32 protein-coding genes are annotated in these 22,528 nt (G+C 66.6%); 22 read left to right on the forward strand and 10 right to left on the reverse strand.

Annotation, left to right across the window (positions count from 1 at the left end; translation table 11 throughout):
* The first annotated feature begins 583 nt into the window (after positions 1-583).
* The 10 genes from DK427_RS12945 (at position 584) to DK427_RS12990 (ending at position 7,008) form a co-directional block, all read left to right on the forward strand.
* On the forward strand, positions 584-835 hold the full coding sequence (locus DK427_RS12945; RefSeq protein ID WP_109951624.1) for a hypothetical protein: 252 nt from the start codon (positions 584-586) through the stop codon (positions 833-835).
* 323 nt (positions 836-1,158) lie between these two features.
* Positions 1,159-1,686, forward strand: coding sequence for a hypothetical protein (locus DK427_RS12950; protein WP_109951625.1), 528 nt, complete (start codon positions 1,159-1,161; stop codon positions 1,684-1,686).
* A complete protein-coding gene (locus tag DK427_RS12955; protein ID WP_109951626.1) occupies positions 1,667-2,047 on the forward strand; it encodes a hypothetical protein in 381 nt (126 codons plus the stop codon). The genes DK427_RS12950 and DK427_RS12955 overlap by 20 nt, the downstream gene beginning before the upstream one ends.
* 77 nt (positions 2,048-2,124) lie before the next feature.
* The gene (locus DK427_RS12960; protein ID WP_109951627.1) at positions 2,125-2,340 is read left to right on the forward strand and encodes a hypothetical protein; all 216 of its coding nucleotides are present in this window, start codon (positions 2,125-2,127) and stop codon (positions 2,338-2,340) included.
* 2 nt (positions 2,341-2,342) lie between these two features.
* The gene (locus DK427_RS12965) at positions 2,343-2,561 is read left to right on the forward strand and encodes a hypothetical protein (protein WP_109951628.1); all 219 of its coding nucleotides are present in this window, start codon (positions 2,343-2,345) and stop codon (positions 2,559-2,561) included.
* 2 nt (positions 2,562-2,563) lie between these two features.
* The gene (locus tag DK427_RS12970) at positions 2,564-3,829 is read left to right on the forward strand and encodes a S49 family peptidase (protein WP_109951629.1); all 1,266 of its coding nucleotides are present in this window, start codon (positions 2,564-2,566) and stop codon (positions 3,827-3,829) included.
* Positions 3,829-4,428, forward strand: coding sequence for a hypothetical protein (locus DK427_RS12975; protein ID WP_162559785.1), 600 nt, complete (start codon positions 3,829-3,831; stop codon positions 4,426-4,428). Before DK427_RS12970 ends, DK427_RS12975 begins: the two co-directional genes overlap by 1 nt.
* 124 nt (positions 4,429-4,552) lie before the next feature.
* Entirely contained in the window at positions 4,553-4,852 is a 300-nt protein-coding gene (locus DK427_RS12980; protein ID WP_109951631.1) for a hypothetical protein, read from the forward strand.
* 285 nt (positions 4,853-5,137) lie between these two features.
* The gene (locus tag DK427_RS12985; RefSeq protein ID WP_109951632.1) at positions 5,138-5,515 is read left to right on the forward strand and encodes a hypothetical protein; all 378 of its coding nucleotides are present in this window, start codon (positions 5,138-5,140) and stop codon (positions 5,513-5,515) included.
* Positions 5,516-5,601: 86 nt separating this feature from the next.
* The gene (locus DK427_RS12990) at positions 5,602-7,008 is read left to right on the forward strand and encodes a lysozyme family protein (RefSeq protein WP_109951633.1); all 1,407 of its coding nucleotides are present in this window, start codon (positions 5,602-5,604) and stop codon (positions 7,006-7,008) included.
* Positions 7,009-7,127: 119 nt separating this feature from the next.
* Here the strand turns inward: DK427_RS12990 and DK427_RS12995 are convergent, their stop codons facing one another.
* Positions 7,128-7,541 carry a hypothetical protein gene (locus tag DK427_RS12995; RefSeq protein WP_109951634.1) on the reverse strand — a complete coding sequence of 138 codons (414 nt, stop codon included), beginning with the start codon at positions 7,539-7,541 and terminating at the stop codon, positions 7,128-7,130.
* Positions 7,542-7,665: 124 nt separating this feature from the next.
* Between DK427_RS12995 and DK427_RS13000 the strand changes: the two genes are divergently transcribed.
* Positions 7,666-8,202 carry a hypothetical protein gene (locus DK427_RS13000; protein ID WP_109951635.1) on the forward strand — a complete coding sequence of 179 codons (537 nt, stop codon included), beginning with the start codon at positions 7,666-7,668 and terminating at the stop codon, positions 8,200-8,202.
* A gap of 14 nt (positions 8,203-8,216) precedes the next feature.
* Here the strand turns inward: DK427_RS13000 and DK427_RS26310 are convergent, their stop codons facing one another.
* The 4 genes from DK427_RS26310 to DK427_RS13010 all read right to left on the reverse strand — a co-directional run bounded on the left by DK427_RS26310 (position 8,217) and on the right by DK427_RS13010 (position 10,655).
* Entirely contained in the window at positions 8,217-8,726 is a 510-nt protein-coding gene (locus DK427_RS26310; RefSeq protein ID WP_162559786.1) for a hypothetical protein, read from the reverse strand.
* Between the two features lie 6 nt (positions 8,727-8,732).
* Positions 8,733-9,365 carry a hypothetical protein gene (locus DK427_RS26315; RefSeq protein ID WP_162559787.1) on the reverse strand — a complete coding sequence of 211 codons (633 nt, stop codon included), beginning with the start codon at positions 9,363-9,365 and terminating at the stop codon, positions 8,733-8,735.
* Positions 9,320-9,847: a hypothetical protein gene (locus tag DK427_RS26700; RefSeq protein ID WP_204165166.1), complete on the reverse strand. Its 528-nt coding sequence runs from the start codon at positions 9,845-9,847 to the stop codon at positions 9,320-9,322. The genes DK427_RS26315 and DK427_RS26700 overlap by 46 nt, the downstream gene beginning before the upstream one ends.
* Before the next feature lie 589 nt (positions 9,848-10,436).
* The gene (locus DK427_RS13010) at positions 10,437-10,655 is read right to left on the reverse strand and encodes a KTSC domain-containing protein (RefSeq protein ID WP_109951636.1); all 219 of its coding nucleotides are present in this window, start codon (positions 10,653-10,655) and stop codon (positions 10,437-10,439) included.
* 597 nt (positions 10,656-11,252) lie between these two features.
* On the opposite strand from DK427_RS13010, the gene DK427_RS13015 reads away from it, so the two are divergent.
* The 5 genes from DK427_RS13015 to DK427_RS13030 all read left to right on the forward strand — a co-directional run bounded on the left by DK427_RS13015 (position 11,253) and on the right by DK427_RS13030 (position 14,339).
* Positions 11,253-11,657, forward strand: a complete 405-nt coding sequence (locus DK427_RS13015; RefSeq protein WP_109951637.1) for a hypothetical protein — start codon at positions 11,253-11,255, stop codon at positions 11,655-11,657.
* 242 nt (positions 11,658-11,899) lie between these two features.
* Positions 11,900-12,133: a hypothetical protein gene (locus tag DK427_RS26320; protein ID WP_162559788.1), complete on the forward strand. Its 234-nt coding sequence runs from the start codon at positions 11,900-11,902 to the stop codon at positions 12,131-12,133.
* Positions 12,134-12,349: 216 nt separating this feature from the next.
* Positions 12,350-12,571 carry a hypothetical protein gene (locus DK427_RS13020; RefSeq protein WP_109951638.1) on the forward strand — a complete coding sequence of 74 codons (222 nt, stop codon included), beginning with the start codon at positions 12,350-12,352 and terminating at the stop codon, positions 12,569-12,571.
* The gene (locus DK427_RS13025) at positions 12,568-13,026 is read left to right on the forward strand and encodes a LexA family protein (RefSeq protein WP_109951639.1); all 459 of its coding nucleotides are present in this window, start codon (positions 12,568-12,570) and stop codon (positions 13,024-13,026) included. The genes DK427_RS13020 and DK427_RS13025 overlap by 4 nt, the downstream gene beginning before the upstream one ends.
* Positions 13,023-14,339 (forward strand): Y-family DNA polymerase, encoded by a 1,317-nt coding sequence (locus DK427_RS13030; protein WP_109951640.1) that lies wholly within the window; start codon positions 13,023-13,025, stop codon positions 14,337-14,339. The genes DK427_RS13025 and DK427_RS13030 overlap by 4 nt, the downstream gene beginning before the upstream one ends.
* Here DK427_RS13030 and DK427_RS13035 read toward each other — a convergent pair.
* Together DK427_RS13035 and DK427_RS27360 are read right to left on the reverse strand one after the other, a co-directional pair.
* Positions 14,336-14,584, reverse strand: coding sequence for a hypothetical protein (locus tag DK427_RS13035; protein ID WP_109951641.1), 249 nt, complete (start codon positions 14,582-14,584; stop codon positions 14,336-14,338). The two genes, DK427_RS13030 and DK427_RS13035, sit on opposite strands and share 4 nt — an antisense overlap.
* 10 nt (positions 14,585-14,594) lie before the next feature.
* Positions 14,595-14,720, reverse strand: a complete 126-nt coding sequence (locus DK427_RS27360; protein ID WP_281276949.1) for a hypothetical protein — start codon at positions 14,718-14,720, stop codon at positions 14,595-14,597.
* Between the two features lie 437 nt (positions 14,721-15,157).
* Here DK427_RS27360 and DK427_RS26325 point away from each other — a divergent pair, with 437 nt between their 5' ends.
* Both DK427_RS26325 and DK427_RS26330 read left to right on the forward strand, forming a co-directional pair.
* Positions 15,158-15,604 carry a DUF3597 domain-containing protein gene (locus DK427_RS26325; protein ID WP_162559790.1) on the forward strand — a complete coding sequence of 149 codons (447 nt, stop codon included), beginning with the start codon at positions 15,158-15,160 and terminating at the stop codon, positions 15,602-15,604.
* Between the two features lie 158 nt (positions 15,605-15,762).
* A complete protein-coding gene (locus tag DK427_RS26330; RefSeq protein WP_162559791.1) occupies positions 15,763-16,407 on the forward strand; it encodes a hypothetical protein in 645 nt (214 codons plus the stop codon).
* A 400-nt stretch (positions 16,408-16,807) separates the two neighbouring features.
* On the opposite strand, the gene DK427_RS26335 is transcribed toward DK427_RS26330, so the two are convergent.
* Both DK427_RS26335 and DK427_RS13045 read right to left on the reverse strand, forming a co-directional pair.
* Positions 16,808-17,095, reverse strand: a complete 288-nt coding sequence (locus DK427_RS26335) for a hypothetical protein (protein ID WP_162559792.1) — start codon at positions 17,093-17,095, stop codon at positions 16,808-16,810.
* Positions 17,096-17,238: 143 nt separating this feature from the next.
* On the reverse strand, positions 17,239-17,472 hold the full coding sequence (locus DK427_RS13045) for a hypothetical protein (RefSeq protein ID WP_162559793.1): 234 nt from the start codon (positions 17,470-17,472) through the stop codon (positions 17,239-17,241).
* 504 nt (positions 17,473-17,976) lie between these two features.
* Here DK427_RS13045 and DK427_RS26340 point away from each other — a divergent pair.
* The 3 genes from DK427_RS26340 to DK427_RS13055 all read left to right on the forward strand — a co-directional run bounded on the left by DK427_RS26340 (position 17,977) and on the right by DK427_RS13055 (position 20,276).
* Positions 17,977-18,192, forward strand: a complete 216-nt coding sequence (locus DK427_RS26340) for a hypothetical protein (RefSeq protein ID WP_162559794.1) — start codon at positions 17,977-17,979, stop codon at positions 18,190-18,192.
* 99 nt (positions 18,193-18,291) lie between these two features.
* A complete protein-coding gene (locus DK427_RS13050) occupies positions 18,292-19,059 on the forward strand; it encodes a 3-hydroxyacyl-CoA dehydrogenase (protein WP_109951644.1) in 768 nt (255 codons plus the stop codon).
* Positions 19,060-19,085: 26 nt separating this feature from the next.
* Positions 19,086-20,276, forward strand: coding sequence for an acetyl-CoA C-acyltransferase (locus tag DK427_RS13055; protein ID WP_109951645.1), 1,191 nt, complete (start codon positions 19,086-19,088; stop codon positions 20,274-20,276).
* A 21-nt stretch (positions 20,277-20,297) separates the two neighbouring features.
* On the opposite strand, the gene DK427_RS13060 is transcribed toward DK427_RS13055, so the two are convergent.
* Positions 20,298-21,314 (reverse strand): EthD domain-containing protein, encoded by a 1,017-nt coding sequence (locus DK427_RS13060; RefSeq protein WP_109951646.1) that lies wholly within the window; start codon positions 21,312-21,314, stop codon positions 20,298-20,300.
* A gap of 257 nt (positions 21,315-21,571) precedes the next feature.
* Here DK427_RS13060 and DK427_RS13065 point away from each other — a divergent pair, with 257 nt between their 5' ends.
* Positions 21,572-22,519, forward strand: a complete 948-nt coding sequence (locus tag DK427_RS13065; protein ID WP_109951647.1) for a Vgb family protein — start codon at positions 21,572-21,574, stop codon at positions 22,517-22,519.
* The last annotated feature ends 9 nt before the right edge of the window (positions 22,520-22,528 follow it).

The raw sequence follows: 22,528 nt of genomic DNA on the forward strand, positions 1-22,528 counted from the left end.
GTCCGCGTCAGCGTCCTTGCTTGGGGCGCGGGAGTTACGGGGCCGAGGTTCTGACCTTGCCAGTTCAGCCCGAATCCCCGTGCGCGCACGCATGCGCGCACCCGCACGCGAGGCGCTGGGGCGCGTGATCCTGCGACGTTAGCAGGCGCGCTCGCGCCCCCTTGAGGGGGGACGCGCGCCTGCTCACGCCTCACCCGCGCGGCTCGGCCTAGACAGGATCTGGGAGCCTCATCCTGAAGCCGGCGCCCCACTTCAGGGTTTTGCATGCCGCGCGTGCAATGATCCTGATCCCGCGGCCCTGCTGAACCCGGGCTGGCCGCGAGGGGAGCAAGCCTCGATCGCGCGCCTCCTCCGGGAACCGCGCCCCCGCCCTGGCCCGGCCGCAGAGGGGCTGCACCCTTCCAACGCTGACCCGCTGCCGTATGCAGATCCTGTGGATAACCCAGGCTTTGTGCTTGCCGCCTGATACAGATCGGGCGCCTCCTCGTGCCCGATCAGCTGGAATCGTGCCTCGGCCAGCCGCCCCGTTCGGGCGGCTTTTTCGTTCGATCCGCGATCCTTCAATCGACAGCCAGGAGTGGTGATGACCGCACGCACCCTGCGACGTGCGCTCGATCAGGCGCGCGCATCGATGGCGGCTGCCCGCCGCGCCGCGGCCAACCTCGGCGACACCCTTGCCGACGACCCGAACCTTGTTGGCGCGCTCGCGATCATCGACGTCATCGGCAACGACGCCGCTGCCGTGACGAACAGTGTGCTCGATCGCGTGTGCCCCACCGAACCCGAGGACGCCGACGAGCCGCGGGTGCGCCCTCTGGGTTCAGCCTTGCACTGAGCCTGCTGACGCCACGCTCGGGCGATGACCCGTGGGGAGAGGGAGGCCGCGCGGGACGCCGGCTCATCGCAGGTCCGTGTCACGCATCCGCCGGCCTGCTGTCACGCGCGTGACAGACCAGGGCACACCCGCCGAATGTCTCACCTGCGCTCCTCGATGCTCCTCGCTCCCCTGGCCGCGGGGTCGGCCTGCGCCCCCCTACCGCCGCCCCCCTTAAGGGACCGTGGGGGCCTGCGCGGCCTCTGCGGCGCGGAAGGGCGCGCAAGTTGAGCGTTTTCGGCCCTTCAGAATCTTCACTTCCGTTTCCGTTTGAGGAGCCTTCCATGGACGTCTCGGGGCCAGAGCTGGCCACCATTCTGGACCTAACCGACCGGCAGATCAGAAGCCTTGCTGATCAGGGTGTTGTGACGAAGTTGGACCATGGCCGATACGCTCTCGCCGGCAGCGTTCAGGGCTACGTGTCCTACAAGGTCCGAACGGAAGTAGCCCGGGTCACGAAAGACCCCGGCGAGGCGCGTGTTCGCGACCTGCGGGCCGACGAGATCGCCATGCGGCTTGAGGAGCGCTCGCGCGCGCTCATCAACGAGGCGCGGGCTGAAGCACTCGGCATCGTGGAGGAAATCTGCGGGCCGCTCCGCTCGGACCTGATGAGCATTCCCGCCCGGGTCACCAAGGACCTTGCGCTCCGCAAGGTCATCGAGACCCAAATCGACGGCGCCTTTGGAGTGGCTGCGAAGCGCGCCGCGGTTGCGGCCGCCGACGCGAGGGCCGGCAGTGGCGCCGCTGAGACCTCCCCCGCACCAAACCGCGCCGCCCGCCGGGCTGCCCGTCATGGCCGGCCGGCACGCTGAGCGCCCGCCCGCGCCTCAGGCGCGCGGGCGGGCCGCTGCCGTCGAGGCGCGGGCTGAGGCCGACCACGCGAGGGTCGCCAATCTGCTGATGCGCCGGCAGACGATCATCGAGATGCTCACCGAGACCGAAGCCGAGTTGCGCCGTCGGGGAGTCGAGGTGGATGCGATACGCGCACCCCTGGGCCTCACGCCCCAGGCTGATCACCGTGTGAGTGCCAGCGAGGCGGCCCGGATCATGCGGGTTACGAAGAAGACCATCCACCGTTGGGCCGCAGCCAGCGGATGCGGGTGGGTGAGCACGACCGGCCGGATGATGGTCGACCTTCCCGCCTTGCAGGAGTGGCGCGCGAGCCCGCGCTGATCCGTGTCCCGAGATGTCTCGCGAAGGGGGGGTTTGTCGTCTCCCTCTACCAAGCGAGGCGCGGCACCATTGGCGCCATGAACCTGACGCGCCCTCACGCCGATCTGCAGCCCGCATCGCTCGCCGCGCACACCGAGCGCCTCGATGTGCCGGTGTCGCTCGCCCTGAAGCGAGCGATCGGCCGAGCCGCCGCCGAGCGCGGCATGCCGGTGGCCGAGCTGGTCCGCGAGGCCGTCGCGAGCCGGCTCCTGCAGGACGCCCAGGACCTCGCCGCCAACCGGGATGAGGCCTGAAGATGGCGGCCGATCATCCCGCGTTGGCTTGGGCCCAGGAGCAGGCCCAGAAGGCTGCCAGCTCCGTGAAAGATGCGATGTCGTCCGAGCAGCTTGACCGCTTTGTCGGACATCTCGCGACCGCGATCCTCGAAAACTTGGACGCCAGGAAGCGCGTCGAGCGGGAGATCACTCTCGACGCGCTCGCCCGTGACAGCGGCGCACGCCGGGCGGAGGGCTGATCATGTCAGGCACGCACCTGGTGCGGATTGCCGAGGCGCTGTCGCGCCCGCTTCTGTTCCACCCCACCAAGCTCGAGGTCATCCTCTCGGCGCTCGACGGCCGCCTGCCGGGCTTCGAGGTCGAGGCGCCGAGCCCGGAGGCGAGCCGCTTCGCCGGGCGGCGCGACGATGGAAAGCCCTACCGCGTCGCCGATGGCGTGGCCTTCGTCCCGGTCGTCGGCTCGTTGGCAAACCGCGGCGCATATATCGGCGCGAGCTCCGGCATCGTCAGCTACGAGGGCATCGCCCTACAGATCCGGACCGCGAGCGCGGATTCGACCGTGCACGCGATCGTCCTCGACCTGGACACCCCAGGCGGCGAGGCCACCGGCATGTTCCGGCTGGCGGAGCAGATCCGGCAGGCTCGCGCCAGCAAGCGAGTCGTGGCCTTCGTGGACGACATGGCGGCGAGCGCCGGCTACGGCATCGCCAGCCAGGCACACGAGATCGTCGTGTCGCCCACCAGCATCGTCGGCAGCATCGGCGTGGTCCTGGCCCACATCGACCGGCAGGCGGAGATGGAGAAGGCGGGCCGGAAGGTCACGCTGATCCATGCCGGTGCCAACAAGGTGGACGGCAACCCGTTCGGGCCGCTCTCCGATCAGGTCCGTGCCGATCTGCAGGCCGAGGTTCTGACGTTCTGGGGGCAGTTCCTCGCGACCGTCGCGGCTGGCCGGCCGAAGCTGACGGTCGAGAAAGCCCAAGCGACCGAGGCCCGCACTTTCATCGGTCAGGGAGCCATCGACGCCGGCCTCGCGGACCGGATCGGCACGCTCGACAGCGTCGTGTCCGATCTCGCGGCGCGCGTCCGCGGCACCAACCGACTTCCGACCACCCGCGCCGGGGCAGGCGTCAGCATCAGGAGCAGCAACATGGACGAGGACGAGAAGCGTATCCGCAGCGAGGAGCGGGAGCGCATTCGCGGCATCGTGGGTAGCGCCGAGGCGGAGGGCCGCGGCTCCCAGGCGCTCGCGATGGCGCTGGAGACCAGCCTGTCCGCCGAGGAGGCTCGCGCCGTTCTCCGGGCTAGCCCGAAGGTCAGCGGCCGCACGAGCCTGGACGAGCGCATGGCTGGGCGGCAGGAGCTGAGCCTCGATCCCGACAAGGCGCCCGGCGCCGAGCGGCAGGAGCGACAGGCGGAGCGCGCGAAGGGCGTCGACCATGCCTCCGTCTATGCGGCTCGCCAGCAGCAGACCGAGGCCGCGCGTCGGGCCGAGGGCGGGCGCTGATGCGCGCTCCCGCCGTTCAGCGTCGTCCTGCCCCTGATCTCTCGGTGGCGATCGGGGAGTTCGACGTGCTGCTCTCCCAAGAGAAAGCCGCCAGAGCTGCCTACGATCGAGCGCTCGCCGGCGTGCGACAGGCTCAGGCCGCGGTTCGCGAGGCTGAGGCCAAGCAGCGGCGGGCTGAGGGCATTGCTGCTGTTGCAGCCGCGATCGCGGCGGTAGCCGGTGCCAATGCGACGCTCTCGGCGGCCGCGGTCGAGGCGGAGAGCGCCGGTGAAGCGCTGGAGGCGTTGACCGGCCAGGTGAAGGTTGCGTGGCGCGACCTAGATGCGCGGGTTCGGCCAAGCTTGGTCGAGGCCGAGGCTGCTGCGGAGGCTGCGTTCTGTGATGCAGCGGTGGCCCTCGGTCGGGCGCGGGCCGAGCTGAACGCCATCCGCTCGGCGTTGGGCGGGATGATGGTCGCGCCCCTCCACATCCGAGCACCTGGCAACTCTGAGCTCAATGCAGCCAAGGTGCTGACGCACGTCACGTTCGACCTTCCGCATGTCGAGGACCTCGCGCGGCTGCGCGTCGAGATCGAGAGCCGCCGCAGCGGCGCCACGTAGTTTCGGGGCGAAGCCTGACGGCGCCGCGGCCCGCCGAGCAACGGAAAGCCCGCCTCCCTGCCCCGTGACGAGCATCGAGGGTCAAGGCGGGCGCGGCCGCACCCATCATCATTTTGGAGCTCCCATGCGCGCGACCATCGAGATTTTCGCACCGTCTTCGGCCGAGACGCTCATTGCGACCGGCACCGTCGAGATCGGCTCTGCCGTCGTCGACCATGGCCCCAAGATCCCGGCCGAGTTCGTCGGCACGCCGCTGCGCGCCCGGCTCACCCTTAGCGGGGTCGCCACCAACGCCAAGTACGCCGTCATCGGATCGGATGGGTCCCACTCCGGCATCAAGTCGCTGACGGGCGGGCACCCCGCGACGATTACCATGCGCGGTGGTGACAGCGTGCGCCTCGCGCCGCTCGGCATCAAGCTCTGAGGCGCAGCTGTGCTGATCATCTGCAGCCCAATCGCCCAGCCTGCCATCGATAGGGCTAGAGGTGTCGCGGCTGCCGCCGATCGTTCTTTCGATGCCTGCAACGCCAGCCGATCCGTCCTGCCTTCGGCCGTGCTGAGGTCGACCGTTTACGGCGTCCCGTCGTTGAGCCTCCCGCTGCATCTCCGGGGCGTCAGCCCGCAGCCTAAACGGCCGCACCTCGCCATCCCCGACGCTCTCCCTCGCCCTGGCCAATCGGCCGGCCGGCCCAGCACGTAGGAGATCACCGTGCCGAACAAGGTCGTCAAGCTCGACAAGCCCATCACGGGGCACACCGTTATCCGGCAGCTCGAGTTCCGGGAGCCGAAGTTCCGCGACGTCATGGAGCTGGGCGACCCCTTCGTCTGGGTTCCGGCCGGCGAGTATCATCGCCGGGTCGACGACATGCCGACGATCGCGCGCTACGCCGAGCGCCTTTACGTCGAGGGCGACAAGGCCGGCGACCCGCTGATCCTCGACGAGCTCGGCCTGCGCGACACCCGGAAGGTCCGCGAGGCCATCATCGATTTTTTCCGGGAAGGCGAGGCGGAGAGCGTGGCCTCGAACACCTCGCCCGAGACCTCGTCTTCGACGCCGGCTTCGACGCCGGATCGGTCGGCGGCCTGACCGTCAGCGAGATCCTGTGGTGGTTCCGGGCAGCCGTCGATAACGCTGAGGCGAAGGCGGAGGCCGCGAGGAGGAGGGTATAGACCATGGCCGCGCGCTCGATCGAGGCCCGCCTCGTCATCGCTGGCGAGGACAAAGCGTCCGCCGAGATCGCCAAGGTCGTCAAGGCGCTCAAGGAGACCGAGAAGGCTTCGGGCTTCTCTGAGAAGGTCGGCCGGCTCGCCAAGGCGTTCTCGGACGTCGAGCGGCAAGCCAAGGCGGCGCAAGGCGTGCTCGACGCCCGCGGCCCGCTGGAACGCACCGTCAAGAACCTCTCGGCGGCTGAGCGGGAGACGGCCCGGCTCGCCCGCGAGTTCGACGGCGCCCGGAAGGCCGCGGACGCGTTCGGCAAGGCCTCTGCCTTCACGAAGGGATCGGAGCAGGCCAGACGCCTCGCTGAAGAGGTGAAGCGGGTTGCCGAGGCGCACCGCGGCGCCGAGCGCGAGGTCGCCAAGCTCACGAAGGCCTTCAATGCCGAGACGACCGCTCTGCGACAGGCCGAGACCGAGGGCATCGTGCAGGGTCTCCAGAAGGACGCCCCGAAGGTCGAGGAGCAGGGCCGGTCGCTGTTCGAGCGGCTCAAGGCGATCTTCGCCGACGGCATCAAGGTGCAGGTCCGGGTCGAGGGAGGCGACGGGCTCTCGGGCGCGTCGGGCAGCGACGACCTCAAAGGCTCGGCCGGCGGCGATACGCTCGGCGGCGGTCTCGGGACGGGAACGGGCTCCGGCCGCGGCGGGTTGCGCCGCCTCGGCGGGGGCGGCGGCTCGGTCGTCCCGAACGGCGAGGCGGGCCCCGGCACCGGCACGGGCGAGTCGTGGTTCGAGGCCGTCATGCGCGCCGAGGGCACGGCGGGCAAGGACCCCTACAACGTCGTCCTCGGCAAAGGGAAATACGGCCTGCCCAGCAAGCCGCTGACCGAGATGACGCTGGCCGAAGCCTATCGCTTCGGCCGCTCGGTTCGCGCGCGTCACGGCTCCTCGTCGGCTCTCGGCGCCTTCCAGATCGTTGGCCGGACGATGAAGGAGCACATGAAGCACACCGGCCTCGGCTGGGACGACAGGTTCTCCCCGGAGAACCAGCGCAGGCTCGCCGAGTCGATCCGGCGGCGCGAGGGCTGGGGCGCCTGGGAGGGCTTCAAGGTCCACCCGGGCGAACTCGCGCGGGCTCGCCGGGGCTCGGGCGTCATCGGTGCGCGGGAGATCCCGAACCCGATCCCGCCGGCACCCGCCCCGGGCGCGCTCGGGCGCGGCTCGGGCGATCTCGGGGCGGCGGCGGACCGGATGGCCGCTGCCGCCTCACGGATGGAGAACGCCAACTTCTACGGTTGGGTCGACGTCGCCGTCTCCGCGGATGCCGGGCTCAAGGCTCAGGCGAAGCGGATGCGCGCGACCGGGACGATGACCGCGGACATGGGCGTCTCCATGCCGGGGGCGAAGGACAACGGGCTCGCCTGATGATGCCCGTTCTGGATGGCCCAGCCATCGTGGCGGCGATCGATCAGCTCCTCGACGCTTCCGCCGCGCTCGCCGTGCCGCCGGGCGCTGCTCGGAACAGACTGACGGCCGATCTGGCCTCAGTTCAGGATGCAGAAGCCGTCGTCGAGCTCGTCGTTCCAGGCGATGCGCTGGCCAGCCGGGCACTCATAGAGCGGCATGCGGGGCGCACGCGCCACCTCGGGGAAGCCGTCGGTGGCGGATGCAGTCTGGACGACCCCACCGCCACCAGCAGGCAGACCAGCGGCGACCGCTCCGCCCGTCGCGCCGCCGATCGCCACCGAAGCCGCCACGCCAGGGCGGTACGACAGGTTGTTGCCCGGCACCCCGTCTGGCCGGCTTTTGACGTGGGGCGCCACGTAGGTCCCGCGCTGGGTCGTGTAGCCTCGGACGCTGATAAGGCCGCCGCCGCCGCGCCCGCCCCGAGCCTCAGCGGCCTGAAGGCCGCTCATGAGCGCGAAGCCCGCCACGCCCATCACCAACCACGCCCGCATGGGTCGTCTCCATCGTCCCCGGTGGAGCATGGCCGGCGCCCCTTAATCGAGCCTCAAGCCGATGTCGTGCAATCGAGCGATGCCTGATGATTCGCCGGAGTTTCGGAAGCTCGAGCCCGGATGGATGGAGCGCCACGCCCGCATCTTGGTCGAGGGCCGCGACCCTGCGGCCCGGATCCCACTCACCTACCTGGACGGCACGCCCGTGCTCGACCGGCGCGGCCGCCCGCGTTTCTACAGCGCCGCCGCCGACAGCTTCGCCGGCCTGGGCCACCGCCGGGCCCGGGAGCGCGAGTTGCGGCGCCAAGCCGCCCGCGCGGCCGAAGCCTCGCGCGTGGCGGCCGAGACGGCCCGGGTCCGCTCGGAAGCCCGCCTCGGCATCCTGCCGCCGCCGGGTAAGCTCGCGTCGGTCGATCTGGACGCGCTGATCATTGCCGGGCCGCTCGGCGCCGTCGGCCTCCCGGTCGGCGTGCTGCGCAGCCTCCAGGTCCTCGCGCAAGGGAAGCGGCATCCGGTGGCCGCCCTGATCAGCGCGGGTCACTGGCGGGATGAAGCGGCCCTTGCCGCTGCGCTCGACGCGGCACGCCCCCGGCTCGCTGCGACCGGGCTGCGCATCTGCCGGCGGAAGGGCGGATGGCGGCTGGCTGCAGCAGTGCTGTGAGTGAGGGTCGGCGCTTACCTGAATGCGAACGTGCGCCAATAGCTGCTCTGCGCTCGCGAGACCTCTTCTCTCCAGGCTTGCTGCGCCACGAAATACCTGCTTAACGCCATTACGTATTTCTTGCCGTCGAGAGGTCCCGTCAGATTATTCAGCGACTGCTTTAAGCCAACAAGGGAGTTCGTGTAGGCATCATAGTAAGATACAAGAGAAGGGTATCGATTTTTTAGTTCGAACGCCTTGGCTTGAGCCGCACGAATGGCGTCCGAAAACTCATCTCGATCCTTATCTGTGACCTCCGATTTGCCTATAACGAGGTTCTTGAACTTCACAATATATTGGTCGAGACTTGCATCTGCGGCTATCGATTGCTCTGCAGCAGTTTTGTTGATCTCGTTCTGCGCACTACGGAATGTCCCATAGTCGGTCCAAAACCATGTGACAATTCCTGCCCCCGTCGTCGCGACCGAAGACACGATAGCAATCACCCACTTGGGCGCCTTCTCGATCAGCGACGAAATGCTCATCTGGTGTCATCGCCTGAGGCGTGCAGGTCCTCTGATTCCGTTCTGCTGGGCAGAATGCCGTGCCTTGTCGCATGCTTCAGCCCAGCCGTCAGCCCCAAGTAGGACGAGCTGTGCGATTGCAAGACGTTCCACCTCTGCGACACAAGCGTCGTCAGCCGACGCGAGTGAGTTTCCGATCCTCAGAGTGCCGGCAACTGCGGCGGGCTGGGCGGGCAGGCCGATCTCTACCGCCGCAGCGAAGAGCGCAGCAACGACGAGAGGGACCACCTGCATCGACGACAGGTTGAGGAAGCCAGGCGAGTTGACGTCGGTCTTCAGGTCAGGAGTGAAGTTCCCGGCGCGCGTAAATGCCGCCTCGGCGAACCCTTTGATACCTCCGTCTCGGCCTTCCGCTACCGCCCTAGTGTTGGAGCTGACGAAGTTCACAAATCCCTGTATTATAAAATCATCATAGCTAGTATAAACATCGCTGTTTACATATAGTCTGGCATTTGTGTCGTTACCCCAGATGAATCCGCCGTATGCAAGCTCATAAAGCTTCCGCCGAACATCCTGATTCAGCAGCACGAATGCGTTTGGCTTGGCCGATATCTCTAATATAGGATCGGCCAGAGATTTTTTTTCGTTGTTGCTAGCCACTTAACTTTTCTTCCCTGTAGTGGCTCGTTATTATAGACATACTCATAGCTCAAAGTAATAATATCTGACGGCTCGCCTGTAAGCTCGCCTATATAAGCGTCAGAGGTAATGGAACCAGGAATAACTAGAACGAGATCGCCCTTCTTCGCCTCAGAAAAGTACCTCTCGACTACAGACTTGAGCTGGGAGATGCCAAGGTCCCGCACATTGTCGGGATACACGCTAAGGTCGCGACTTGGAAACGCGTTCTCACGGTCGCCTCGATACCAGTTTCTGATTGCCCGTGATCTATGGATGCGATTGATGACAGATGCCTGCTCCTCAAGCGCAACACCTCGCTGAAGCTCCAAGAATGGAAGATCTGCGATGATAGCTTCACTGTGCACAAAGGGTTGATATAGGTGGTAATTCTTTCCAGGCCTTACAAAATACACGTTATGCTGCGGACTTATAGACCGAGAACGCAAATCGATTTCAGGCATGCTCTGCAGGCGCTCCTCACGCGCGGCATAGTAACCACAGCAGCAGCTTTGTAGCCATCGGTACGAAACCTCAAATTCCGCTTCGTCCACCGCGGTTTGTCAGATGCGATGGCCCAGCGACGATACCGAGCCCTCTTGTCGCACCGATTTTTTAGCCCTGCCGAGGCGATCCTCTATGCGGTCGAGAACCCGCAGCGGGAGGTATGGGTCGGGCATACCTTCCTTATGATGGCGGCTGCCCAGGCCATCGCGCCGGGGCTCGCCGAATTGACGGGCGGTTCTCGGGCCGGGCGCGCACAACCCGGCACGAGTTCTGGACGAGCCAGGAGCGCGACCTGCTGGTAGCAGGCGTGGCCGGCGCTGCGGTCCTGGGGTTGGCCGGTGCCGTAGCCTTAGCTAGGGCGCCACGTCGCCTGCTGGGAAGGAGGTGAACCCCGGGCGGCCGGATTCGACGAGGACGATGGGGCGCGGGTAGGAGGAGCCTACCGTCCAACAGCGCACCGGAGGGGCAGGTTGGGCTGGGGCTCTCTGTTGCTCGACAACGGTGAGCCCCAGCAGCAAGCCCCGAGCTGTCTGGGGTGCGATGCGCCTACCTGCGGTAGCTGTGCGTATCTCTGTTGTATTTGTCGCGAATATACACTGCAAAATATTGACCTTGCGAGGCTGCGGCGCATAACCCCTGGAAGATATGCGGCGGCACACCGTAATAGCTGTACGGGCCGCCACTCTCCACGAACCAGATTTGCAGCGTGCTGCTCGGCTCGTCGTACTCGGCGCGTTCGATGGCTGAGGAATTGAAGCGGGGCATGCAAAGCTCTCCCAATCGGAAGATAGTTATGCGCTACCCATCTCAAGTCCAGGGCTAGGCGCATACTCAACGCGCTCCCCACGCTTGCTTGTTGCGGCCAATCCATCGGAGGCCTCATTTGATGACCCTATGCCAAGCGCAGGTGAGCCAGGGGTGTGGCTCACGGTAGACCGGCTGTAAGGGCGATCATGCGACAGGTCGACTCACAAGACCTGCAATCAGAGCGAAGGCCTAGAACGCAAAAACCCGCACAGCTTGCGGGCTGGCGGGTCTGCGTCTAGCGTCGTCCGTGGGTGTGAGAACCCGGACCAGCGATGCCGCGGCCCTTGGCGGGGCCTGCGAACCCTTCGGCGAGGGTCGCGGCGGCAGATACTCGACCCTTGGCGGGGTCGGAACGGACGCACTTGGCTGTGCGGCACCGAACGCGGCCATATTGGCCGGGGGAGGCCGTGCTGTCCAGAGCCCGCGAGGGCTTAAAAGCGGTCTGCCTGTCTCGCTGGCAGGTTCTCACCCCCCGGCTGCCGGGTCCGCTTCCCGGCGTGCCCCGTATGGGGCGGGAGCCGTGAGAAGCTCCTTCTGACCAGCGAGACCTACCCCGTGTCCTACCACTTCCCGTTGCCGCGATCCGTGGCGGCGGCGCACGCGCAACAGCGCGCGCGCTTCGCGGCCCTGCTCGCCGCCATCTCCCGCCAGATCGAAGCCGACCTTGCCCGGATCGACCGCTGCCTCGCCGCCCTCGACATGCTCGATGGCGACGCGGACCTCGAGGCCGACAACGTGCTGTACGGGGCGTCCCCCTACGGCTCGGGTTGCATCGGCGTGGCGGCCGATGATGAGGCCTCGCTGTGCGGGCTCGGCTCGCACGAGGAGGACGGCAACCTGCCGGCGGTGGCGGCCAACGGCCTGCACCTGACCGACCTAGAGGGCGATGCGTCCGACGACGAGCCGGACGCCGACGCCGAGCTGTGCGGCGTCCTCCTGCGAGGAGGCGTAGCAGCATGAACCCGCTCGCCCTCATGCTGCACGCGTGGCGCCTGCGCCGGATCCGATGGGCTATGCGGAAGCTCGGTCGGCGCCTGACGATCTATGAGTCAGCCTACGGGAGGCTGCCGTTCGGAGCACTCGATTAGCATCGACGCTCGGGGTCTCGGCCGGTCAGCCTTCCCGGGTTTCTAAGCTGGGCACTTTTTTCCCGCATGATCGTTGGTGCTCGGATCAATTGGTATTAATGGAGCGAAACGTTGATGGCCAAATCCGTCGAAGAACTTGAAATTGAGGTGAAAGTTTTGGCCGAGCTGGTTCGGCTGATTGCTGATCGTTTGCCGGAAGATATCAAAGATCAGATTTCTGAAGAACAAGGCGAACAGATCATGGATCAGAAGGAATTTGAGGCCTTGGTCAAGAAAAATGAGAGCGCGCTGGAAACGGTAGGTCGAGAGCGCGCGATCAGACTTAAGTATCGGTTGGCACGTCCCTGAAGCCTAAATAAGTCGGCGACATCCAGCGGTACCCTATCTTAGTAGACTAACTTGGACCGTGCGTCCAACGAAGCACGCTCTGCTCATTGGCGAGCGTGCTTTTCCCCATTATCCACAGGTGTGCACAGGCGCGCCGATTGCAGCGGACACGGATGTTGAACCGGGTGCGGCACTTCTGCTTGTTCTGCAAACGTTCTGGTTTGTGGAGACGCGCGGATGCACGGCCAACCTTTCGAAACGCCGTCATCTAAAGCCGAGCGGATCGCCAGTGCGTACGCGCGAGCGGCGGGCGGCGACACCTGGGCGGCCCTTGTTCAGGCGGTGGCGGACGCACTCACGGATCTGGCCGAAGCCGAGCGCCGATACTTGCGCCGGGACTGGCTAATCTCGCGCGGCTACGTGCGCGGCGCCCCGCTCGAACCGAGCGAGCGCGCGTGAGCCTCGTTCGCGTCACAGAGCTTCCCGTCGATGGCGCCGCCACGGTCCGCGTGCCGATCCTCGGCCAGAGGCTGTGCGCCGGCTTCCCCTCACCCGCCGACGACTTCCTGGAGGGTGTGCTCGAGCTGCCGCGCTGGCTGGTGCCGAACCCGCCGGCCACCTTCCTCTGGCAGATCAGCGGCGAGAGCATGCGCGGCGCCGGCATCTTCGACCGCGACCTTGCCTGCGTGGATCGGAGCCTGAAGGCCGGGCATCACAGCATCGTCGTCGCGGCGATCGACGGGCAGATGTCGATCAAGCGCCTCATCATCGAGGGCAACGTCGCGCGCCTCGCTTTCGAGAACCCGGACCTTCCGACCTTTGCGGTCGAGGAGTTTGCCGAGGCCTCGATCTGGGGCGTCGTCACCTTCTCGATCCGCTGGCACGTGGCCCGGCGCGCCCTGGCCCGCGCATGAGCGCGGCCAGGGACGCGGTCGGCGGCGGGCGGGCGCTGGCGCTGATCGACGGCAACTCCTTCTACTGCTCGTGCGAGCGCGTGTTCGACCCGAAGCTCGCGGGCGTGCCCGTCATCGTGCTCTCGAACAACGACGGTTGCGCCATCGCCCGCACGGCCGAGGCGAAGGCGCTCGGCATCCGCCTGGGCGACCCCTTCTTCAAGATCCGGGAGATGTGCCGGGCACAGGGCGTGCGGGTGTTCTCCTCGAACTACACGCTCTACGGCGACATGAGCGCCCGCACCAATGCGGTGTACCGGGACTTCTCGCCCCGCGTGGAGATCTACTCCATCGACGAGAGCTTCCTCGACTTCTCCGACGTGCGGGCGGACCGGCGCGTCGAGCTCGCCCGGGACCTGCACGCCACGGTCCGCGCCTGGACCGGGATCCCGACCTGCGTGGGCATCGGCCCGACCAAGACGCTCGCCAAGCTCGCCAACCACATCGCGAAGACGGTGCCGGACCTCGAAGGGGTGTGCGACCTGAGCGACCCGGTGGCCTACGACCACTGGCTCTGCCGAATCTCGGTCTCGGAGGTCTGGGGCATCGGCCGCGCCTCGCTCGCCAAGCTCGAGGCGCTCGGCGTCGACACGGTGGCGGACCTGCGCGATCTCGACCCGCGGCCCGTGCGAAAGGCGATGACGGTGGTGGGCGAGCGCATCATCCACGAGCTGCGGGGGCTGGCCTGCTTGCCGCTCGAGATGATGCCGGCCCAGCGCAAGGGCTGCGCAGTCACCCGCTCGTTCTCGCGCCGGATCACCGACCGGACCGAACTGGAGCAGGCGGTCTCGACGCACGCGACGCGGCTCGGGGAGAAACTGCGCCGCGGCGGACTCGCGACCAACCACGTCAGCGTCTTCTACCACACGAGCGAGCACGACCGGGGCGACCCGATGCGTTCGGTCTCCACGACCGTCACGCTGCCGGAGGCCACCAGCGATTCGCTGGTGCTGATCAAGGCCGCGCTGCTGGGCGTCGCCAAGACATGGCGCGAGCCGGATGAGCGGCCGTGGCGCTACAGCAAGGCCGGCGTCATCACCACCGACCTCATGCGTCTGGAGGATAGCCCGCGGGCACTGATCGGGCAGATGGATCGGGAGCGCTCGGGCCCGCTGATGGCGGCGATTGACACCTGCAACGCCCGCTGGGGCGCGGGCGCCGTCGTGCCGGCCCGGGCCGGCGTGCTGGAGAAGCGGGATTGGAACACGAAGTTCAAGATGCGGACGCCGCGCTACACGACGCAGGTCAGCGAGCTACCCGTTGCGATGGCTTAGACGGGTCCTCCCTGGTGGCCGGCCTCGAAGGCCGCCACCAGCACGGCGATGCCCTGCTCATCCAGGACTGTGGATCCGAAACCTGTGCCGACCCTCAGCCACGGCTTCAGCCCGTCGGCCGGAGGGGTGCGGGACGCGATAATCGCCGCCCGGAGGGTCGGGTAGGGCACCCGGCCTTCCTGTGTGCTCGCCGGCGGCTTCGCTGGCGGACGGAGCCAGATCAGGGCGATATCCCTCAGCGCCATAGTGGCTCCCTCACGCCTTCTCCGGCCGACCCATCAGGATCGCCGTGCGGAGCATCGTGCGCCGCCAGCCCTTCCCCGTCGCGGGATCGGCCAGGATCCCCGGCGCGGTCGGATGGGCGGCGATCGCGGCGTCCACATCCTCTCTGGTGAGCGCCTTCGCCCTCACGAGGTCACAGGGGTCTTGGCGTTTAGCACAAGCTCTCGCCCGCCCCGGTCCTCTGTGTCGCTCACACCCTACCCCGACGATCTCGAATCGGGTGCCGTGCCCGGGATGGCGAACACGTTGCACGGAGGAGCAGGCCGCGCGCAACCGGCGGCGTGGATTTGTCGGCGGGTTCAGCAGCTCACCTCAGCTCCACTATGTAACTGAGCATATGAAGAGGCTGCGGGGACTGCATTCTGCAGCTTCCCAAGCACGCCCGGCAGCACACGTAATGGGACCGTTGTCTACTAAGTTGTGGACAACGCCCCTCGCATCAACTGTGACTTTTGTGCTACTATCATTGAATTTATGCATGTGAAGCCTTGCTGGAATCACAGTAATCTGCTGAGTTGAAATCTGATGAATGATGGGTGGCTGTCATGCTCTTCATTTATATAGATCTAATCGAAAAATTACTGAAATACCTCAAAACTTTTGCCGATAAGCAGACGGCGGCGCAGCCACCCTCTGCTACGCCAACTCCGGAGTCTACGGTAGCGCAGCCGGCATCCACTCCTAGGGCACCGTCTGCAGCAGCTGTCGAAGAGTCTCATATTGCACGTAATAATCTTAGAGCCGAATTTCCGTTAGATATTGACGTTACACCGCAGCAAAGATCCAAAGATCAGGAGCTGGAAATTTTCGTAACAGAACTTGTAAGAAGCAAGCGCAATAGAGGAAAAAAAGTATCTGGTAAAATATATCGGAATGGAGGTAGAGTGCTGGTATACGGTCCTGTATGGCTAAATAATATTTTGTGGGGCGAGGTTTTTGACCAGTTCGGAAGGGATTATGAAATCGAAAAAGTTGGAGGGTGACAATGAGCTGCTCACGATGCATCAGTAGGCTCGTTGCATTTATTTCAGCGACCGCCGCCTGTCCCTTGATTGGCGGTTGTGTGAATACCGTCCCTGCCTTCGATGTTCCCTACAGGCGAGTTTCTGAGACTGAGACTGCGCCTACTGTTGCCTCTATCGTGCAGCGTATTCGCTGCGAACTGGTTGAAATCGCCGGCGGGGATGGAACAGAGCTGGATCGAGTGCAGATTATTGAGCAGGATATTCAGGCAGTTGTAGAGTTGAGCTTGTCGGTAACGCAAGATGGCAAGGTGGCGCCAGCATTCTCGTTTATTCAGGCGCCTCTCACCTTTGCGACAGGTTTTTCTTATGAGCGCTCAAGAGAGCAAAATTTCACAACATACCTTACTTTTTCGCTTGCAGAGCTTAGTCAGACCAGACTCAACGATAATTGTAAGCTACCAGCCGATACGAATTTATCAGGAACACTCGGTCTCAAACATTTTTTTGCAATGAAAAATACGGCGGGACCGTTCAAAGTTTGGAGCAAGGATGGACCAACCGGGGTGTTCGGCGGTTCAATTACCTTTACTGTCGATGCACAGCTCACTGCCACAGGGCCGACTTGGAAACTAACCACTTTCGAAGGTCCTGGCTCGTTATTAAGCGCATCTAACAAAAATGTGGATCGTCTCACGTTTGGATTCGTACGAGGGCCAAAAGCGGGAAGGGCGAGAGCACAGGTTGAGGCGTTCAGCGTAATTAATAGCGTGAGACAAAACCAGATTGCAAATTCTTTGCAGATCCTGGCAAATTCCCGTTAAGAAAATCTATAAGTTCGATCATTTTGAATAAGCTAACCGCCCGTCCAAGCCCGTAGTCGCTTGTCGTAGAGCCAGCGGTGCAGGCGGTATGAGAGCGGGTCGGTCATCGGCTGGTGCTCCTCTCTGGCCGCTCAGCGTGACGCACGCCCTGGCTCTGGTAGGTCTCCAGCGCCGGAAGCGCGCGGGCCCGGATGATCGCGATTGCCTCTCGGAGCGCCTGGGCGCGGATCTCGCAGGCCGCGGCCTCAATGCCGCGACCTGCGGCCCGGTGCCCGGCCTGCAGCGCCTCGGTGGCGGCGAGCCGCCGCTTGGTGATTAGTGAGATGGGTGCACGTGAAGACACGCGCCAACTTTGCACAGGGATCTATGGTTGCGCGGAGCCCGGGACCACGATCCAGCCCTAGACGACCGGCGCGCCATCCTGGTAGTTCCCGCTGGTTCGGCGAACCAGGAACCGTGAACGGGGCCGGAACATCAGGCCCTTTTGCCGGAACGGCTCGGAGGAGAAATCCAATGATTTCCGTGCGTTCCACCCTGGGAAGATCATTGACATGGTAGGGGTCACAGGTTCGATCCCTGTCGCGCCCACCATCACGATGCTCGTGATGGTCAAGAAAACGGCCCCCTTCTCGGGGGCTTTTTCTTTTTCGGGACCATCGAAGTAGGCGCTTTCGCGCGCTGTCGGCATGGCCTGAGCCTAGGGATGGCGGCACCGGACCGGTTCGGATCGCGCCACCCTACCTTGCCCAGGATCGGGCGACGGCTCCCTGCGACCCTAGGGACTCAGAGAACCATCGTTGTCATACGCTCGGTCCCGACGAGGCGGGGACATCAATCCTTTGCCGGAGGCGTCGGATCGAACTCGGCCGCAACCAAGGCGGCGTCCAGCGCTTCGGCATGAAGCGGGACCTTGGGCAGGATCGCCCGCTCGTGATGCGATCGGCTGAGCCGAGCCAACTCGGCCACGGGATCTGCATCGTCGATGATGTGGGACGACGCGCTCGTGGCGCGGTGGATGCAGGCCTCCATGCCATCGATAGGAGCGGGCTCAAGGTTCCGTGTCATCAGTGTTCCAACTGCGGACTGCCAAACCCAGACCTGTCGTGACGGCTGGCCTTCGGCGCACTCGACTGTTGCGCCTCCAGGCTGCAACACGCCAATCAAGCATCCGTGAAATTGACCCTGATGCGGGACGTCTCCACCGGCTCACGGTTATCAGCGTGTGGGCGTTATCCCGGAGCTGCATTGACTTCGGCGGAGCGGAATCTTGATCACCGGCACGAGCATCTCACGCACGGCATCGGCAGGCATTCTCCATGGCTTGCATCTCCTGCGGCGACTGGGGCCCTCGATGCGCGGAGGCGGTGCGCCGCGAGGCCGATAGCGCTCTTTCGCGGGCTCGACGGTGTCCACGCTTCCAGACGAGCAGAACTCGTCCGCTCGTCGAGGCTGCCCATGGTCCGGCCGGTACGCGCAAGGTCCGGAGGGATCCGTCCAGGTCCGGGATCGTTGTGACACGCTACCTTGCAAAGAGACGGATGACATCTGCAAACCACAGGAGATGTCCTCGTGGCAGAGGACATTCACCCGTTCACACGCGATGTTCCGGAGGCGATGCTCCACGATCTGCGCCGCCTGCTCGGATGGACGCGCTGGCCCGATCGGCGAACCTGCGACATCATGCTGTCCGGTATGACGATGGGATGTGCCGATCTTGATGCGCCGGAGAAGACCCCGGTGAGCGAGCGCAAGCCGGTCGATGCCGTCGCGCGGCTCCACGAATGAGGCGGGCGGCGGTCGCGTGCCGGCGACCGCGGACGTCCCCTCGATGCACGCAAGCCCCGTCCGGGTACCGGACCGGCCTCAGAACGGATCGAGCCCACGATGCGGATCAAGGACCACGTCTTTCTCGTCACGGGTGCGGGCTCGGGCCTCGGCGCGGCCGTCGTCCGGCGGCTGGCAGAGGGGGGCGGCCGCGTCGTCGTCGCCGATGTCGCCGAGGAGGCGGGCCGGCGCGTCGTCGCGGAGATCGGCGCGAGCGCCCGCTTCGCGCGGACGGACGTCACCGACGCAGATCAGGGCGCCTCAGCCGTGCGGCTCGCCCTCGACGCGTTTGGGCATCTGCACGGTCTCGTGAACTGCGCGGGCATAGCCCCGAGCGAGCGGGTGCTGGGCCGCACCGGCCCGCACGCGCTGGAGAGCTTCGCCCGGGCGGTCGGCGTCAACCTCGTCGGAACCTTCAACATGATCCGCCTGGCCGCCGACGCGATCGCGAAGGAGGAGCCGGGCGCCGACGGGGAGCGCGGTGTCATCGTCAATACCGCGTCGATCGCGGCCTTCGACGGCCAGATCGGGCAGGCCGCCTACGCGGCCTCGAAGGGGGGCGTGGCGGCCCTTACCCTCCCGGTCGCTCGCGAGCTGGCGCGCTTCGGCATCCGCGTCGTCACGATCGCCCCCGGCATCTTCGAGACGCCCATGATGGCCGGGATGCCTCCGGAGGTTCAGGCGAGCCTCGCGGACGGCGTGCCGTTCCCCAAGCGCCTCGGGCACCCAGCCGAGTTCGCCGCCCTCGTCGAGCATGTCTGCACGAACACCATGCTGAACGGCGAGACCATCCGCCTCGACGGCGCCCTGCGCATGGCGCCCCGATGAATCCCTCCATCCCGAAAGGATCCCGGATGCGCGACCAAGACCCCATCGTCATCGTCGGATCGGCCAGGACACCCATCGGGGGATTCCAGGGCGACCTCGGCACGCTCGCCGCACCGGATCTCGGGGCGGCCGCCATACGGGCGGCGGTCGAGCGGGCGGGCCTGCCCGCGCAGGCCGTGGAGGAGGTGGTCTTCGGCTGCGTCCTCTCCGCCGGCCAGGGTCAGGCTCCGGCCCGGCAGGCCGCGCTCGGCGCCGGCCTGCCGCTCTCGACCGGTGCGACGACCGTCAACAAGATGTGCGGCTCCGGCATGAAGGCCGCCATGCTCGCCCACGACCTGCTGCGGGCCGGCAGCGCCGCCATCGCGGTGGCCGGCGGCATGGAGAGCATGAGCAACGCGCCCTACCTGCTCGACCGGGCGCGGGCGGGCTACCGCATGGGCCACGGCCGCGTCGTCGATCACATGTTCCTCGACGGCCTGGAGGACGCCTACGACCGGGGCAGCCTGATGGGTGCCTTCGCGGAGGATTGCGCCCAGAGTTATCAGTTCACCCGCCAGGCACAGGACGCCTTCGCGCTGACCTCCCTGACGCGGGCGCAGAGGGCGCAGGCGGAAGGGTTCTTCGCGCGCGAGATCGCGCCGATCACGGTCGGCGCGGGCAAGGCCCAGCGTACCGTGGCTGCCGACGAGCAGCCGGGCAAGGCGCGGCCGGAGAAGATCCCGTCCCTGAAGCCGGCCTTCCGCGAGGGGGGCACGGTCACCGCCGCCAACGCGTCCTCGATCTCGGACGGGGCCGCGGCCCTGGTGATGATGCGTCGATCGGAGGCGGAGCGGCGCGAGCTCGCGCCGCTCGCCGCGATCGTCGGGCACGCGACGCATGCCGACGCCCCGAACCGCTTCCCGACGGCACCGGTAGGCGCGCTGCGCAAGCTCTCCGAGAGCATCGGCTGGGACCTGGCCGAGGTCGACCTGTTCGAGATCAATGAGGCCTTCGCCGTCGTGGCGATGGCCGCGATGCACGATCTGGATCTACCCGCCGACAAGGTGAACGTCCACGGCGGCGCCTGCGCGCTCGGGCATCCGATCGGAGCGTCCGGTGCCCGGGTCGTCGTCACCCTTCTCGCGGCGCTCGAATCCTACGGGCTCAAGCGGGGCATCGCCGCGCTCTGCATCGGCGGCGGCGAGGCGACGGCACTCGCCGTCGAGCGGATGAGCTGATCCCGTCCCGGCCGTCGCCCGTCACCGCTCCGTGGCGCGTTCGGGCACGAGGCGGTTGATCACGCTGTAGTTCACCGCCGTCCAGAACTCGGACACGTCCGGGTCGGCAAGCTCGGCCTCCGCCGCCTCGATGGCCGCGTAATCGGCGGTGACGAGGTAGTCCTCGACATCGTTCAGGCTGGCGAAGGAGAGGACGGAGATGCCGTCGATCTTCGAGCCCTCCGGATCGTCCTGGGTCGAGCCGAAGGGATGCAACTGGGCATAGCGCCGGACGAACTCCGTCGTCGCCGGCTGTCCGACGACGAGGTCGCCATGCTCCGAGAGCCAGCGCGCCTGGAACTCCCCGCGGGACAGGTCCGGCCGGCGGCGGTGGATCTTCACCAGACTCACCGGATCGCGGTGCCGCGCGCTCGGGATGAGGATGTACTCGCGCGCGATCTCGCGGGTGACCATCCGGAACGCCGTGCGCTCGTCCGCGATGATCCGCTCGGCGTACTGCTCCTGGCCGAGCACCGCCTCGATGTCCTCCTCCGCGCCGTAGGCGATGTAGGCGAACCCGTCCCAGCTCGGGCGGCGGTAGGCCGGCACGCGCGCGGCCGGGTCGTGGACGAGCTTGCCGTCCGCTTCGACCATGGCCCTGTAGGGCGGCCGGGAGGCGGAGGAGGGGCCCGAGGCGATCCGGTGCACTTGGTCGTAGCGCAGCACCCGGTCGTTCGAAGTGCCGGGCTCCGCGTAGGCGAATTTGGGCCCGTGGACCTTGCGCCAGTATTCGTCCCAGTGCTCGAAGGCGCGGTTCGGGTCCGGCTCCAGGGCGAGTGCCGAGGGGTGCCGGTCCGGATGGGTGACCTCCCGGCCGGCGGGGCCGACGCCCGAACCGGCATCGCGCGGGCGCTCGTCGTCGGGCGTCGCGTCGGTGCGCGAGACGAAGGTCGGCGTCACGATGAGCGGCCTGGTGGTCGTGCCGACGACGCGCCCTTGCGGGGGCCGTTGCAGCAGGTCGGAGCGCGCGAGATCGGGCGCGTCGGGCTTGGCGATCATGGATCCTCCCAGGATCGGAGATAAGCCGCACGCCTCGGAATGGTTCGCGAGGCGGCCGAACGCGCCCGTGCCCGTGGCGGACGCGCGGCATGCCAGCCCGGGCCCGACGCCTGCAGGGCGGTCCGGATTGACCTTTTAAATTACATGCGTCATTTATATAGGCGAAGCGCGGACCGGGCATCGCGATCGGCGAGACCGGACAGAGACGCGGGCGGCCGGATACCGGCCCCACCCAATAATCCGTCGGAGACAACGCCATGATGCGCAACGTCCTGCCACGCGCCGCCCTGCGGCTGCTCCTCGCATGCGGCACCCTCGCCCTGAGCGATCCCGGCAGCGCGGCGGGGCCGGACGAGATCGCGCTTCCGGCCTCCGGCCGGCATCCCGAGAACGTCGCGGCCGACGCGAAGGGCAATCTCTACGTCAGCAGCATCACGGAGGGCGGGGTCCTGAGGGTGGATGCCGGCAGCGGGGCCGTCACCCCGTTCCTGGCACCCGGCAGCCACGGGACGCGCTCGACCTTCGGCGTGCTCGTCGACGAGCCCAGCGGGACGCTCTGGGTCGCATCGAACGACGCCTCGATGCTCAGGATCCCGGGGCCGAGCGGAACCGAGGGCGCCTGGGTCAAGGCGCTCGACCTGCGCACTGGGGCGCTGAAATCCTCCGTCCGCCTGCCCGATCCGCGCTCCATCGCGAACGACTTCGCCCTCGGCAGCGACGGCGCGCTCTACGTGACGAACACGGCCTCGCCCCAGATCCTCCGGCTGAAGCCGGGCGCGGCCGAGTTCGAGATCTTCGCCGAGGACCCCGCGCTGAAGGGCGGCCTCGACGGCATCGCCTTCGGGACGGACGGCGATCTCTACGTGAACACCTTCATGACCGGCGAACTCTTCCGCGTCGCCGTCGAGGGCGGTCGCGCGGGGCGGATCACGAAGCTTGCCACCTCGCGCCCCCTCAAGTTCCCCGACGGCCTGAAGCCACACCGGACCGGGTTCCTCATGGTCGAAGGTGCGGGTCCGCTCAGTCGCGTCACGATCCGGGGCGAGGAGGCCGTGATCGAGGACGTGCGGCGATTCGACGGCCCCAGCGGCCTGACGATCGTCGGCGACCGGGTCTGGGTCTCGGAGGGCCGGATCGGCGCGATCGGCGCCGGGGATTCGGGCCAAGCCGCCGGATCGAAGCTGCGCAGCCTCCGGCTGGACTGAGGCCCGGCG

This window comes from Methylobacterium radiodurans (genome assembly GCF_003173735.1).
GTDB lineage: Bacteria > Pseudomonadota > Alphaproteobacteria > Rhizobiales > Beijerinckiaceae > Methylobacterium > Methylobacterium radiodurans.

Bases quoted from the DNA above. Each gene is read 5' to 3' on its own strand.
- DK427_RS12945 (WP_109951624.1), top strand. From the start codon at position 584: ATGACCGCACGCACCCTGCGACGTGCGCTCGATCAGGCGCGCGCATCG.
- DK427_RS12950 (WP_109951625.1), top strand. From the start codon at position 1,159: ATGGACGTCTCGGGGCCAGAGCTGGCCACCATTCTGGACCTAACCGAC.
- DK427_RS12955 (WP_109951626.1), top strand. From the start codon at position 1,667: ATGGCCGGCCGGCACGCTGAGCGCCCGCCCGCGCCTCAGGCGCGCGGG.
- DK427_RS12960 (WP_109951627.1), top strand. From the start codon at position 2,125: ATGAACCTGACGCGCCCTCACGCCGATCTGCAGCCCGCATCGCTCGCC.
- DK427_RS12965 (WP_109951628.1), top strand. From the start codon at position 2,343: ATGGCGGCCGATCATCCCGCGTTGGCTTGGGCCCAGGAGCAGGCCCAG.
- DK427_RS12970 (WP_109951629.1), top strand. From the start codon at position 2,564: ATGTCAGGCACGCACCTGGTGCGGATTGCCGAGGCGCTGTCGCGCCCG.
- DK427_RS12975 (WP_162559785.1), top strand. From the start codon at position 3,829: ATGCGCGCTCCCGCCGTTCAGCGTCGTCCTGCCCCTGATCTCTCGGTG.
- DK427_RS12980 (WP_109951631.1), top strand. From the start codon at position 4,553: ATGCGCGCGACCATCGAGATTTTCGCACCGTCTTCGGCCGAGACGCTC.
- DK427_RS12990 (WP_109951633.1), top strand. From the start codon at position 5,602: ATGGCCGCGCGCTCGATCGAGGCCCGCCTCGTCATCGCTGGCGAGGAC.
- DK427_RS12995 (WP_109951634.1), bottom strand. From the start codon at position 7,541: ATGCGGGCGTGGTTGGTGATGGGCGTGGCGGGCTTCGCGCTCATGAGC.
- DK427_RS13000 (WP_109951635.1), top strand. From the start codon at position 7,666: ATGGAGCGCCACGCCCGCATCTTGGTCGAGGGCCGCGACCCTGCGGCC.
- DK427_RS26310 (WP_162559786.1), bottom strand. From the start codon at position 8,726: ATGAGCATTTCGTCGCTGATCGAGAAGGCGCCCAAGTGGGTGATTGCT.
- DK427_RS26700 (WP_204165166.1), bottom strand. From the start codon at position 9,847: ATGCCTGAAATCGATTTGCGTTCTCGGTCTATAAGTCCGCAGCATAAC.
- DK427_RS13010 (WP_109951636.1), bottom strand. From the start codon at position 10,655: ATGCCCCGCTTCAATTCCTCAGCCATCGAACGCGCCGAGTACGACGAG.
- DK427_RS26320 (WP_162559788.1), top strand. From the start codon at position 11,900: ATGGCCAAATCCGTCGAAGAACTTGAAATTGAGGTGAAAGTTTTGGCC.
- DK427_RS13020 (WP_109951638.1), top strand. From the start codon at position 12,350: ATGCACGGCCAACCTTTCGAAACGCCGTCATCTAAAGCCGAGCGGATC.
- DK427_RS13030 (WP_109951640.1), top strand. From the start codon at position 13,023: ATGAGCGCGGCCAGGGACGCGGTCGGCGGCGGGCGGGCGCTGGCGCTG.
- DK427_RS13035 (WP_109951641.1), bottom strand. From the start codon at position 14,584: ATGGCGCTGAGGGATATCGCCCTGATCTGGCTCCGTCCGCCAGCGAAG.
- DK427_RS26335 (WP_162559792.1), bottom strand. From the start codon at position 17,095: ATGCCGACAGCGCGCGAAAGCGCCTACTTCGATGGTCCCGAAAAAGAA.
- DK427_RS13045 (WP_162559793.1), bottom strand. From the start codon at position 17,472: ATGACACGGAACCTTGAGCCCGCTCCTATCGATGGCATGGAGGCCTGC.
- DK427_RS13050 (WP_109951644.1), top strand. From the start codon at position 18,292: ATGCGGATCAAGGACCACGTCTTTCTCGTCACGGGTGCGGGCTCGGGC.
- DK427_RS13055 (WP_109951645.1), top strand. From the start codon at position 19,086: ATGCGCGACCAAGACCCCATCGTCATCGTCGGATCGGCCAGGACACCC.
- DK427_RS13060 (WP_109951646.1), bottom strand. From the start codon at position 21,314: ATGATCGCCAAGCCCGACGCGCCCGATCTCGCGCGCTCCGACCTGCTG.
- DK427_RS13065 (WP_109951647.1), top strand. From the start codon at position 21,572: ATGATGCGCAACGTCCTGCCACGCGCCGCCCTGCGGCTGCTCCTCGCA.